The organism is Dyella nitratireducens (genome assembly GCF_014642835.1).
Taxonomy (GTDB): domain Bacteria; phylum Pseudomonadota; class Gammaproteobacteria; order Xanthomonadales; family Rhodanobacteraceae; genus Dyella_B; species Dyella_B nitratireducens.
This window is the reverse complement of record NZ_BMJA01000006.1, coordinates 36,978-50,191: the sequence shown is the minus strand read 5'-3', so window position 1 is coordinate 50,191 and position 13,214 is coordinate 36,978. Positions and strand designations below refer to the sequence as shown.

The window sequence follows — 13,214 nt, the reverse complement described above, 5'->3', positions numbered from 1 at the left end:
CTCGGGCGATAGGGGGCGTCAGTTGACAACCGTAGCCGCGCTTCCGACGTTGCTCTTGCGATCCTTGAACAGCAGCGCGAACAGCACCAACACGAACGCAGCGCAGGTGCCGGCGAATAGCCAGATGGGGCGCCAATCGCGCGCGGCGCCTGTGGTATGGGCATCGACCACCAACCCGGAGACCCAGGAACCGACGAACATGCCCAGGCCGTAAGTCAGGAAAGTGATCAGGCCTTGCGTGGCTGCACGCAGGACGGGTGGTGCTTCGCGATCGATATAGATCTGGCCGACCACGAAGAAGAAGTCGAAGCAAATGCCGTGCAATACGATGCCGATCCACAGCATCCACATCAGATCGCCTGGCGCGCCGAAGGCGAACATGGCGTAGCGCAGCACCCAGGCCAGCATGCCGACGGCGAGCATGTATTTCACGCCAAGGTGCCGGAAGAACCAGGGGATGAGCAGCATGCAGAAGAGTTCCGACATCTGCCCGCCGGTCATCTTGCCGGCGGCGTTGACGACGCCAATGTCGTTGAGGAAGAGGTTGGTGAACGCGTAGTAGAACTGCAGTGGAATGCAGATCAGGAACGAAGCGAGTGCGAATATCGCCATCGAGCGGCCACGCAGCAACTCGAGCGATTCGAAGGGAAACGCGTGACGCAGTTCGAAACGCTGATGATGGGCAAGTGGCGGTGTTGCCGGAAGCGTGAGGCAGTAGCATGCCATCATCAGCGACAGCACCGCGGCCAGGTACAAGGGCGATGCCGTGGCTTCCACACCCCATGCGCCAACGATCAGGCCCACGACGATCCAGCCGATGGTGCCGAACACGCGGATCGCACCGAATTCCTCGCCGGGATCATTGATGTGTCGCATCGCCAGCGACGTGGTCAAGGCCAAGGTCGGCATGTAGCAAAGGCTGTAGGCGAGCAGGATGGCGTACAGCGCAGGGAAAGAACTTTGCCTTGCGGCAGCGACAAGCAACACCGTGCCGATGACATGCAGTACCGCCAAGACGCGGCGAGTATCGAACAGGCGATCGGCGAGCAGGCCGACGAACAAGGGCGAGATCATCGCACCGATCGCCGTCGTGCCGGCGACGGCGCCAATTTGCTCGCCGCTGAAATGCAGCGTCTTGCCGAGCCAGGTGCCGACGGTGACGTACCACGCGCCCCAGATCGCATACTCGAACAGCATCATCAAGCGCAGGCGCCATTTCATCCGCGTTTCCCCTGTTTTTGTCGTGGTTCGCGATGCTCATCGACGTCTTGCCAAACACCGCCTGCCGCGTGGCTACGGAGCATGGCGTCGATCACGAGGCTGTTGCGATAGCCATCGGTGAAGCTCGGCAGTGCGGCAGGCTTGGTCTCCGGCTTGCCGCCTTGGCGAATCCACGCATAGGCATCAGCGATCAGATTGCGGAAGGCATCGGCCCACGCTTCCGGATGGCCTGCAGGCAAGTGCGCGTAACGGCGTGCCGATGCATCCAGCAGGGCCGGATCTCTCATCAGCAAGGTATTGGCTTGTGCGTGATGGCCCATCCACAGTTCGTTGGGCTTTTCCTGTTGCCATGCCAGCGAGGCGAGCCGGCCATTCACTTCCAGACGTAGATCGTTCTTGTGGCCAGGCAGCACCTGGCCAACGATGAGGCTGCCGCGCGCGCCATTGTCGAAGCGCAGCAATACGCTGGCGATGTCTTCGCTGGTGATCGCGACGTTGCGACGCGGTGCGGACTTGGTTTGGTTGGCGAAGGCTTTGGCTGAGGTGACCGCTGCCTGGCGTACGGGGACGGCTGTATGCAAATCAGCCAATACCTTGGTGATTCGCGCGCCAGTCACGTGTTCGGCAAGATCGCACCAATGCGAGCCGATGTCGCCGAGCGCGGAACTGACGCCACCCAACTTGGGATCGAGGCGCCAGGTATAGGTTCGCTCGTCGGTTAGCCAGTCCTGCAGATAACAGCCATGCACCAGCACCGGAGCGCCGAGCTTGCCCTTGGCAATCATCGCGCGTGCCTGCTGCACGAGCGCGTGCCCGCGATAGTTGAAGGTGACGACGTTGGCCACGCCGGCGTCGCGCGCAGCGTCGAACAGCGCGCGGCTTTCCTGCACGCTGCTTGCGAGCGGCTTGTCCGAGATCACGTGTTTACCGGCATGCAATGCCGCCAGCGAGATCTCTTTGTGCAAATGATTGGGTGTGGTGTTGTGCACCACCTGCACAGCAGGGTCGGCCAGCAAGGCCTGATAGTTCGCATAAGCGCGCGCAACGCCCAGCTCGCGCGCACGTTTTTTGGCGGAGTCGAGGCTGGAGCCGGCAATGCCGATGATCTCCACGTCGCCCAGCCGACGTACGGCATCCAGGTGATGCGCAGCGATGAAACCCGGGCCAACCAGGCCCATGCCGAGTTTCTTCATCGAGACATCTCCCGGAAGGGAAAAGGAACGCGAAGCGCAGGCGCCGTGCTTGGTGCTGATGGACTGCCGGTTGATCCAGATCCTGCCATTTCCCCTCCCGGTGCCGCGCATCCCGTGAAAATGTATTCGATTACATTTATGAGGATGCGATTTTCCGATCAAGACGAAGAGTTGCTCGGCTTACTGCGTAAAGGCACGCTAAAAATCGACGAAACATGTACCAGATACGCACAGGCGGATGCAACGATTTTATGTAATCCATTACATTGCACTGCACAAAGATAAGCTAGACTGAGCACCTGGACGGCGCGCTCTTCAGGTGCTTGCCGCCCGAAAGACGGGTGGTATCGTCCTGAATGCAAAGGCGATCAGCGAGGTTGAGCGAGTGAGTGCGGACGGATCCAAACGCAAGCGGCAGCGCGGCAAAGGCGATCATCCGGCCGCCGGAACACCTGCCCGTGGCAAGACGGTGAAGGAGATCGCCGCCGCGGCGAACGTTTCCGTGGCGACCGTATCGCGCGCCTTGCAGCGGCCCGAGATTGTCAGCGAGACGACACGCCAGCACATCCACGAAGTCGTCAAGCGCCTGGGTTACACGCCCAATGCACAAGCGCGCAACTTGCGCACGGCGCGCACGCGACTGATCGTTGCCTTGCTGCCCGACATCGCCAATCCGTTTTTCTCCGAAGTCATTCGCGGCATCGAACAGGTGGCGCACGAGAGTGGCTATTCGGTATTGCTGGGTGAAACACAAAGCAGCCTGGTGCGTGAGCAGGCCTACGCCGACATGGTGGCAGCGCGCCAAGCCGACGGCATCATCACCATGTCCCCGCGCGTGCCGGCCATTCCGATCCAGGGCCGCCTGCCGGTGGTCAACGCATGCGAGTACGTCAAGGACAGCCAGATATCCAGTGTCTATGTCGACAACGTCGCGGCGGCAGACACTGCAGTCGACTATCTGGTGACACTGGGGCATCGCGATATCGCCTTCATTGCCGGTCCGCCGTCGAGCCCGATCTGTGTCGATCGCGAGCTGGGTTATCAGCGTGCCCTGCAACGGGCGGGTATTGCCGCTGATCCCGCGCTGGCCGCGGTAGGCGATTTTTCGATCGAAGCCGGAGAGCGCGCGATCGAGTTGCTGCTTTCACGCGGGCAACCGTTTAGTGCGGTGTTCTGCTCCAACGATGAAATGGCCATCGGCGCCATGCGCGCCCTGAGTTCGCATGGCTTGTGTGTGCCGGAGGACGTGTCGGTGGTCGGCTTCGATGACATTCGTTTCGCGCGTTATACATGGCCGGCGTTGACGACCATCGCCCAGCCGAAGAATGCACTGGGTCGGGAAGCCACGACCATGCTGATCGAATTGCTCAATGATGTTGCCGTGCCGCCGCGCAAGCGCGTGTTGTCGGCGGATCTGGTGGTGCGGGGATCCACGGCGCCGCGCTCGCTCAAGCGCGGATAGTGCGCCGCGGAAACCTGCCGCGAAAAACTGCAGGCGCTTCGCTCAATGCGAGGTTGACGACGGCGTAGCGCAGGCAAGCGGCTCGCCGTTTTCCGGCGGCGTGCAATGGAGTGCGGCAGCGTGCAGGCGGAGAATGCGGCGCAATTCGATGATGGCTTGAGGGGCGTCCTGGACGTTGTGCCAGGACGGCACGGCCAGCTCGGAATCTGCACCGTCCAGATGTGCACTGGCATAAGGCACTACGCCATCATCGGTCTCAGTAAGCGGTGCGTTCGATTTATACACGCCGACGATGGTGTGGTAATGCACGGTGGGTGATATCGGCAGCGTGCTGGCGGCCTTGATGAAAGGATCGCTATCGCTGAGGTTGTCGATGCTGTTGGGCACCCGCACGGATGTCGAGGAAGCGTTTTTGCCTTGCATTGCATCGGTGATGTTCTTGCCTTCCTCAAGCAGCGTCAGTGGAAGGCGGATCAGGCCGGCAATCCAGCGTGCCAGTTTCCAGCGCGCGACAGGCGTGCCGCGATGTGGCGCGGCGAGGAAGACGGCGCGAGTCACTTGCGGCATGGGTGAAAATTGCAAATAGGGAGCTAGGCGCTGCCGCAGCTTCTGCTTGTCGGCCGTGGAAAGGCCAGGACGTTCGGTAACGATGCTCCACAATTTATCGTCGCTGGATGAGACCAGCAGGCGTGCAATCACGCCGCCCATGCTGTGACCGATCAATACGATGTTATGGGATGCGGGCGCTGTACCGGATGGATCGAAGTGATGCAAGGTGTTGTCAAGCGCCTGGCGGATCTGCGCCAGGTTCACGGCCACCGGCACGTTGGTGGGATAGTAGACCTCCCATACCTGGTAAGTGCGACGCAGCTGTTCGTCACCCATCACCTCGTTGACGACGTTGATCCATGCTTCCGGACTACTGGCCAGGCCATGCAGCATGATCACGGTGAGCCGGTTCGGATCGTAGGGCTGCATCAGCCATACTTCCGGTTTACTCAAGCCGCCGCGGCCGAACAACGCGCGCAGCGATTCGCCTGCAAAGCCGGATTGCGCCAGCCAAACGCCGTAGGGGGCGGTGAAATTGCCCGCCAACGGAATGCTCTGCCCGTCCAGCGGGATGCTGCTGTCCAGATAGGGGTTCTTGGCGTAGACGCGCACGTCGTGCGTATCGAGCACGCTTTGCAGCGTGTCGCCCGGGAATTCGAGTACCGCGGTCAACGGCACATAGTTGGATTCGCGCCATGGGCCGCTGAAGGCTGGCGTGGCGCCAATGGCCACGAATTCCGAGCCGAAACCGTCGCGGCGATAGATGTTGCGCAAACCGCTGAAGCGCAGACCTTCGGCGGGTATCAGTTCGCGCGGAATACGGTCGCCTGAGCCCAGATAGACATCCGAATCGGGTTTCAGCAGATCCCAGCCTGCTATAGGCGCGCGGCTCCAGTCCGTGCCAAGCGTGGGCAGCATTTGGAAAAAACGCATCACGGCCCGTTGCGTGGCGTAATTGTAGAAAGCCAGCACCTGCGACTGGCGTGTTTCGAAGGCGCGTTCGCCAGGGTGGCGTGCCGTGTAGAACAGATAGGCGTAGGCGTACCGCGCCGACTGCAGATAGGCATTCAAAGCCTTGTCGCTGACACTGCCATCCGGACTGTCTCGCTCGGATTGCATGGCAAGCGCCAGCCACAACTCCGCCAAGGCGGACAGACGCCGCTCGTTGTCCAGGCCGTCGGAGTAAAGCAGGGTATTGGTGCAGCGGGTGAAATTGGCGGCGCATTCGTCGCGGCTCAATGCCACCACGTTGAGCGACTGCAGCGTGCTATCGCTGAGCGTGCGTGTGTTCAACACATCGCTGCGGCGTTGCGCGGTGTAATCCTTCTGGGCGATATGGTGCACACCCACCATGGCACAGCCGCCGGTCAGTAGCAGGGCCGTCATGACGAGAATGTGCAGAATCCAGCGTGGCGTGCGGCCTTGCATCGAGTCCCCTATGGGGTGGAGGCGGGATGAGTGGTCGTTGCCGTTCTATTATCCATGGGCCAGTGTCGAAGAGGAGATGGCGATGTCCATACCGTGGGCGTTACGCGGACTGCTTGTGACGGCGGTCCTGTTGTCCGGCGCCTGGGGCGCACTGGCATTGTGGTATCAGGTGCCCGGGGCCGCGTTCCGCTGGTTGGCCAGTGCTGCGTGGGTGGTATTCGTGTTGGTGCTGCTTGTCTTCGGTGGATGGCGTCGGAGCGCTCCGGCGTTCGCCCTATACGCGGCGGCATTTGCAGCGCTCCTGCTGTGGTGGAGCACGATCATGCCGTCCAACCATCGCGATTGGGCCGATGACGTATCGCGTTCACTGACCGGCAGCGTCGATGGCCAGGTCGTTACGTTGTACAACGTGCGCAACTTCAACTGGCGCTCCGACGGCGACTACGACGTGCGCTGGGAAACGCGCCGTTATGGTCTCGATCATCTGGACGGCGCCGACGTGATTCTTTCGTCATGGGGCATGCCTGGCATTGTGCATGCGCTGGTATCGTTCGGTTTCGATGATGGTTCGCACCTGGTGTTTTCGGTCGAGGTGCGGCGTCGGCGCAATCAATCGTTTTCGTCGATCGGCGGATTCTTCAAGTACTTCGAGCGCACCATTGTCGCAGCCGATGAGCGGGATGTGATCCGCGTGCGCACCAATGTGCGGGGTGAAACCGACCATCTGTTTCGCTTGCAGATGAGCAAGCCGGCCATGCATGCCTTGTTTCTGTCGTACGTGCACCAAGCCAATCAACTGGCAGTGAAGCCGGCGTTCTACAACACGGTGACGTCCAACTGCGTGACCATCGTTTACGGCATGGCCAAGCAGATCGACCCTGGTCTCCCCTATGACTATCGCTTGCTGCTGACGGCTTATCTGCCGAGCTATCTCTACAAAATAGGGGCACTGGATCGCCGCTATCCGCTAAGCGAGTTGACTGCCCAAGGCGATATCACGGCGCGCGCACGCGCGACGGGTCCGGACGATGATTTCTCGCGCGCGATTCGCACGCCACCGGAGCCATAAAAAAAGCATGAGCACGAAAAACCCGATGCGGATTTTCGTGCTCATGCGGTTGGGGAACACGGTGTTTGGAGGGCGGTGTCTGAGGGTCAGAGACTGCTTATGCGATAGATGGCGGTTGCGTGTGGCTGCAACGATACCTTCAGTGAACCATCGCCTTTCACCTGCGAGTGCGCCCACAGATCGCGCACGTTGTAGCTGGCGCCGCTGTTCAGGCCGATCTCCGTGGCAGGAACCGTGACGTCGTGCGGCGTATCAGTTTCGTTGAACACCGCCACCGCACGGCTGCCATCCTTGAGCGGCTTGACGATCACGTGGATGCCGTCGGCATCGCGCACTTGCTTGCCTTGTATGCCAAGCGGGTCTTGATCCACCGCGATCACTTCCTTGTTGAGCAGGATCTTCAGTGCATCCGGCTTGATCGTACGCAGGTCGGTGCCGATCAGCAGCGGTGCAGCCATGATCGACCAGAGACTGAAGTGGCTCTGGTATTCGACATCGGTCATGCCGCCGTTGCCGACTTCGAGCATGTCCGGGTCGTTGTAGTGGCCGGGCGTGGCATAGCCGTCCAGCACCACGTTCTGCTTGAAGTTCTTCAGCATCGAGGCGTAGCTGTCACTGATGTCGCCGGTGGTACGCCACGAACCGGCATCGACCGGCGGCTTGCCGGCCCACAGCCAGGGCTTGTTCTCACCCCATTCGCACACGCTGAAGAAGATCGGCCGGCCGGTGGCGCGCAACGCTTCGGCCATCGCGGTGTAGCGCTTGAGGGCATCGACCTTCTGGTTGTTGCAGTTGTCGTATTTCAGGTAATCCACACCCCACGATGCGATGGTCGCAGCGTCCTGCTTTTCATGGCCAAGGCCGCCCGGAAAGCCGCGGTTTTCCTGCAGCGGTTCGCAGGTGGAGGTACCGGCGCTGGAGTACAGGCCGAACTTCAGGCCGTGCTGGTGGATGTACTCAGCTAGCGCTTTGATGCCGCTGGGGAAGCGCTTGGGATTGGGTTCCAAATTGCCGTTCTTGTCGCGCTGCCAGTTGGCCCAGCAATCGTCGATATTGACGTAGCGATAGCCGGCGTCGCGCAGCCCCAGGCTGATGAACTTGTCGGCAATGCCGCGGATCATTTTCTCGTTGAATTCATCGCGGCAATGGGTGGAATTCCAGTTGTTGAAACCCATCTGCGGCGGCTGTGCCTGCGTATCGGGTGCAGGTGCCGCACTGGCGGCGACGGTGATAACGAAAGCGAGGGAAGCGGCAGTGCGCCGCAGGGATGCAGGGGAAGCCATCATCGATTTTTCTCCACCACTTGGGAAACGGGATCAAACGCTTGGAGTTTATTTTGCTTGCTTGGGTGTGCCCAGCATCGGTTGCTTCAACGTATGCAGCGTGGGCTGGCCTTCGATCAAGAGATCCAACACCACCAGCTGATTGCCGCTGGCCTTCAGCCATGCACCGGGTACGTACAGCGTACGCTGCGGCCCGATGTTCCAGAAGCGGCCGAGTGGATGGCCGTTGAGCCAGACCATTCCTTTGCCCAGGCCCTTGGTATCCAGGAAGGTATCGGCGTTGGCGTCGCCGGATGCCGGCGCATTGAACGTTGCGTGATAGATGCACGGCGCGTGATGGCATGCGCCCTGTGTGACCTTCACGCTCTCGTTTTCGGCAAAGGGCAGGGCATAGATCTGCCAATCGAGCAGCGTTTGTCCTTGCAGCGTCACCGCGCCGAGAATGCCTTTGCGTTCGTCGACCATCTTCTCGCCGAAGTTGATGCGGCCGTCGTTTTGCACCAGCAGGTCAAGGGTGTCGTCTTTGGCGAGTTTTACGCTGAGCGAATCCTGCTTCAGGCGGCGATCGAGTGTGCCGATCCGCTTGCCGTTGACATAGACCAATGCATAGTCGTGCAGGCCGTCGATATGCAGCGTGCCGGATACAGCGGCGTCGATGCGTTTGCGATAGAGAATGTCGCCGTAGGATTCGCCGAGTTCCTCCATGGTCTTCAGCTCATGCGATGCCGTCGGCGCGGGCAGCGCATCCCACAGCGATTGCGATTCGTCCAGTTTGATGTTGTTGATGGCTTGTGTCGCAGGCGTTGCCGGCACTGCTGGCGGTGTGTTGCCGGTGGCTTCGGCGATCACCTTGCGCAGTGCGTAATACTTCGGTGTGGGCCGGCCGCTTTCATCCAGCGGGCTGTCGTAGTCGTAGCTGGTGACATCCGGCTGATAGCTGTCGTCGTCCCAGTTGGCGCCGCTCATCCAGCCGAACGAGGTGCCGCCGTGGAACATGTACAGGCTTACCGAATAACCTTGTTTCAACATGCCGTTCAATTCGTTCGCCACTTTGGCGGCGTCGATCACATAGTGCGGACCGCCCCAGTGATCGAACCAGCCCACCCAGTATTCGCCGACCATGTAGGGGCCGCCGGGTTGCCAGGTATGCAGTTTGGCGAGCTTTTCCGGTGCATGGCCGACGCCGAAGTTGATCACCTTGGGCAGGTCGGGCAGCGATCCGTATTGTGGTGCGCTGTCGGAGGTGTATAGCAGCGAAGCATCAAAGCCACTGTCGACGATGTCCTTGCGGATCTGCTGCAGATAGGCGTCGTTGTCCTTGCCGAAGCTGCCGTATTCGTTCTCCACTTGTACCGCAATGATGTTGCCGCCGCGGTTGTATTGCAGTGGTGCCAATTCCTGGCCCAACCGATGCAGCCAGCGTTGCGCTGGCTGCATGAACGTCGGGTCGGTGCTGCGGATGCGCGTATCGCGATCCTTCAACAGCCATGCGGGGAGTCCACCGAGATCCCATTCCGAACACACATAGGGGCCGGGCCGCAGGATCACGTACAGGCCTTCCTGTTGTGCTTCACGGATGAACTCGGCGACATCGTTCTGGCCACTGAAATCGTAGTGGCCAGGCACGGTCTCGTGGGCGTTCCAGAACACATAGGTGGTGATCGTGTTCAAGCCCATCGCCTTGGCCATTTTCAGGCGCGCGCGCCAATACTCACGTGGAACGCGCGTGTAGTGCATGTCCCCGGCGATGATGCGGAACGGCTTGCCGTTGAGCATGAACTGGCCTTGCTGGATGGTCAGGCCATGTGCGGCATCAACCGGTGCTGCAAACACATGGCCGGACAGAAGCAGACCAAGCCCGATACCCATCGACACACTTTTCAATACCTTCATTGAAACCCCTTGCGTTGCGCAGCCGATGCGCTTGCCTTAGAAAGTGCCGCGTACGCCCACGGTATACACGGTGCCATCCGCTTCCGCGTAGAGGAAGCGATTGGGATACACGGAGTAATCGTAGAGATGCGATTGCGTCAGGTTGGTGCCGGACACGAACAGCGAGACGTGATTGCTGAGCTTGTAGCTGGCGCTCAGATCCAGTTCGCCGTAGTCCGTGCGGGTGGCCGGTTGCGCACCTGATCCGTAGGAAATGCTTTCCAGGTATTTTCCACGCCAGTTATAAGCGAGGCGTACCTGCCAGCGTCCCTTTTCGTAGTAACCGCTGAGGTTGGCCGAATCGCCAATGCCCGGGACCGCGAACTTGCCGGACGCGGCGATCGTGCCGGGACTCAGGTTGGCGCTGCTTTGAACGTGGGTGTAGTTGAAGGCCATGCCCAGGCCGTCAAACGGTGCCGGCAGCACATGCGTGAACTGATAGTTGAAGGTCAGTTCTTCGCCGTAGATCCGCGCCGAATTCAAGTTGATCGGCTCGCTCAGCGACCACGTCTGGCCCAGGAACTCCACCGGTGTGCTGACGGTGGTGCTGAAGTTGCTGACATGTTTGTAGAAGGTCTCGAGGGCCAGATAGCTGGCGTCGTCGATGTACCACTCCAGGCCGGTGTCGAAGTTGGTCGACGTATAAGGCTGGAGATTGGGATTGCCCTGGCTGATCGTCAACGATTCCGGGCGCGTACCGAAGCTCTGGTTGTAATAGAGATTGCTCAGCTGGGGCGGCGTCAGGGTCTTGGAAACGGAGAAGCGATAGATCAAATTGTCGAGCAGATTGAGCTTGAAGTTCACCGCAGGCAGCCATTTGTGATAGCTGCCCGTCGCGGACTGCGGTTGCAACGGTCCATACGCCACCTGGCTCGCGCTGGTGTCATTCGGATCCACGTAGTAGCTGATGGGTTCCTGGAAAATCGCCTGGGACTCCGAGCCCACATGCAGGTAACGCACGCCGACGTCCAGCGTCCAGGGCTTTTCCCACATCGTGCCTTCGAACACGGCTTTGGCGAACGCCGCCTTCTCGGTTTCCCGCACCTCGTTGAAGCTGCCGGGATTCACCTGTGGCCCGAAACTGTGGTACTGGGCGAGTGCGGCGAGCAGGGCTGCGCGCTTGTCGGCCGTCAATTGATTGTAGGCCGCGGGCGTCGTCAGCCACTGAAAATACGCGGGTACGTTGTACTGAATCCATTGCGTCGGCAGTCCCGGCTGTGAAACACCGCTGATCGGCGCCGGGGGGGTGTAAATGTACGCACCGACGGCGTTGGCCGGTACCTGCACGGCATAACCGCAGTACGCGTTGCACAGGATGCCGTTCGGCGTGGATACCGACACCGATTTGTTGTAATCCCGGTTTTCCTGCACGCCGAATTCAAGGTTGGACAGGATGCCGCTGTCAAAACTCTTGGAGAAATTCAGCTGATACTGCGTAATGCCTTCGGTGACGTTGTTCGACTGGCCGCCCGCGTTGCAGCAGTGTGCATACAGGTCGTTGAGGTTGGTGGTGGAAAGGATGTTGGTGTAGCTCGGCGGCTCGTTGTCGCCATTGTTGGTCCAGGTCGGATTGACGCCGACATTCCGCGTGCCGATCACCGAGAAGTAGCCGTAGGGGCTTTGCTTGTTCCAGGCCTTGGAGTTGGAGACATCCAGGCTGATGGTGCTCGACGGGTCGACGTTGAAAGCCAGGTTCAACCCGTTCTGCAACATGATTTCGTCGCTTGGGTTGTAGGCGACCACGTAGTCGTTCGACATCACGCCGGCGGGCTTTCGCACGTAGCTCAACACGGTGTTGTTGGCATCGGTGGTGAGCGACTGGATGTCGCTGGCGTTGCCGTATTCGCCGAATTCGTGTTCCAGCGGATCGATGCGATAGCCCGCGTACAACGTGTCGAACTTGACGGTCAATTGATCGATCGGAATCCAGTCGATGGCGCCGCTGAAGCTCTTGCGGGTGCGCTCCTCATTGACCACGTTGTTGGCCAGCGTTTCAGGGATGGCGACATGCGTGTAATTGGGATTGCTCAACCCAGAAAGCTGGGAAATATTCTGGTTGGCGTACCAGGAATTGGCCTGCGTGTTGATCTGCGTGTCATCGCGCTTGTAGTACTGCACGGAGGCCAGAAAGCCGAAGGTATGGTCCGAGTTGGTCCAGCCCGCCATGCCCGATACCTTGGGCGTGGTCTTGCCGGCCCAGGTGCCGGTGAGGTTGCTGTTGACGCCAGCGGCGGAACCCGTCGCATGAAAGCCGTGGAAGTCCAGCGGGCGTGCGGTTTGAACGTCCACGACACCGCCGATATCGACCTCGGGGATATCCGCTGACGAGGTCTTGTTGACCTGGGCGACGCTGATGATGTCGGACGGAAGCACGTCGAAATCGAACGCGCGCGAACCGGAGGCTGTTGCCATCTGGCGGCCGTTGATCGTCACGGCCACGAAATCGGGGCCAAAGCCACGGATGGCGATCTGGCTGGATTCGCCGCCGCTTCGATTGACCGATACGCCGGGCACGCGCTGCAAGGCGTCGGCGACATTCGGGTCGGGAAATTTCCCATTCTCTTCTGCGGAAATCGAGTCAACGACGTTGACGGCGTTCTGTTTGATCGACTGGGCGCGCTGGATGGCAGCGAGCTGGCCGGTGACCGTGATCGCGGTGAGACTGGTGGTTTTTTTCTTGTCGTCGGTCTTCTTCGTACTGCTACCGTCATCGCTGCTGCCTACGCCGGACGGTGCGGCGGTGGATGCTGCCGGTGCGCTGGTTTGCGCATGTGCTTGTACGTTATAGCCGGCCAGACCGGCGATACCCATCGCCGCCAGCGCCAAGCGCACCGAAAGCGCCATTGGATTGCGTTGCATCGATTACCCCTCCCGTTGGAACTGCGTTGCCAACCACGAATAACGAATGCGATGTCGCGTGACACAGTGCTTCCCTTACGTCGGCATGTTTCATGTCGACGTCGCACTCATCCCAAACTGGAAAACACCATGGCTTTAAAGCCACCCCTTCGATGTTCGCCAGTTACGGTGCGAAGCAAGCTTGGTGCAAAACAAATCCCCGAAAACCAAGTCGTGCA

General features: G+C 60.2%; 8 protein-coding genes. 2 read left to right on the top strand and 6 right to left on the bottom strand.

The genetic code is table 11. The features are described 5' to 3' along the window. Positions 1 to 18: 18 nt before the first annotated feature. Positions 19 to 1,221, bottom strand: a complete 1,203-nt coding sequence (locus IEX75_RS22090; RefSeq protein WP_188797848.1) for a nucleoside permease — start codon at positions 1,219 to 1,221, stop codon at positions 19 to 21. Further along, a complete protein-coding gene (locus tag IEX75_RS22085) occupies positions 1,218 to 2,414 on the bottom strand; it encodes a Gfo/Idh/MocA family protein (RefSeq protein ID WP_188797846.1) in 1,197 nt (398 codons plus the stop codon). Before IEX75_RS22085 ends, IEX75_RS22090 begins: the two co-directional genes overlap by 4 nt. A 385-nt stretch (positions 2,415 to 2,799) precedes the next feature. Between IEX75_RS22085 and IEX75_RS22080 the strand changes: the two genes are divergently transcribed. Beyond that, the gene (locus tag IEX75_RS22080; protein ID WP_229721025.1) at positions 2,800 to 3,876 is read left to right on the top strand and encodes a LacI family DNA-binding transcriptional regulator; all 1,077 of its coding nucleotides are present in this window, start codon (positions 2,800 to 2,802) and stop codon (positions 3,874 to 3,876) included. Between the two features lie 42 nt (positions 3,877 to 3,918). Here the strand turns inward: IEX75_RS22080 and IEX75_RS22075 are convergent, their stop codons facing one another. Further along, positions 3,919 to 5,853, bottom strand: a complete 1,935-nt coding sequence (locus IEX75_RS22075; protein WP_188797844.1) for an esterase/lipase family protein — start codon at positions 5,851 to 5,853, stop codon at positions 3,919 to 3,921. Positions 5,854 to 5,935: 82 nt separating this feature from the next. Here IEX75_RS22075 and IEX75_RS22070 point away from each other — a divergent pair, with 82 nt between their 5' ends. Then, positions 5,936 to 6,922: an Lnb N-terminal periplasmic domain-containing protein gene (locus tag IEX75_RS22070; RefSeq protein ID WP_188797842.1), complete on the top strand. Its 987-nt coding sequence runs from the start codon at positions 5,936 to 5,938 to the stop codon at positions 6,920 to 6,922. Positions 6,923 to 7,008: 86 nt separating this feature from the next. Here the strand turns inward: IEX75_RS22070 and IEX75_RS22065 are convergent, their stop codons facing one another. Genes IEX75_RS22065 through IEX75_RS22055 form a run of 3 tightly spaced genes read right to left on the bottom strand, consistent with a single transcriptional unit; the run spans position 7,009 to position 12,996 of the window. Next, positions 7,009 to 8,208 (bottom strand): glycoside hydrolase family 27 protein, encoded by a 1,200-nt coding sequence (locus IEX75_RS22065; protein ID WP_188797840.1) that lies wholly within the window; start codon positions 8,206 to 8,208, stop codon positions 7,009 to 7,011. 45 nt (positions 8,209 to 8,253) lie between these two features. After that, a complete protein-coding gene (locus IEX75_RS22060; RefSeq protein WP_229721024.1) occupies positions 8,254 to 10,098 on the bottom strand; it encodes a glycoside hydrolase family 35 protein in 1,845 nt (614 codons plus the stop codon). Between the two features lie 36 nt (positions 10,099 to 10,134). Then, positions 10,135 to 12,996 (bottom strand): TonB-dependent receptor, encoded by a 2,862-nt coding sequence (locus IEX75_RS22055; RefSeq protein ID WP_188797838.1) that lies wholly within the window; start codon positions 12,994 to 12,996, stop codon positions 10,135 to 10,137. Positions 12,997 to 13,214: the final 218 nt, after the last annotated feature.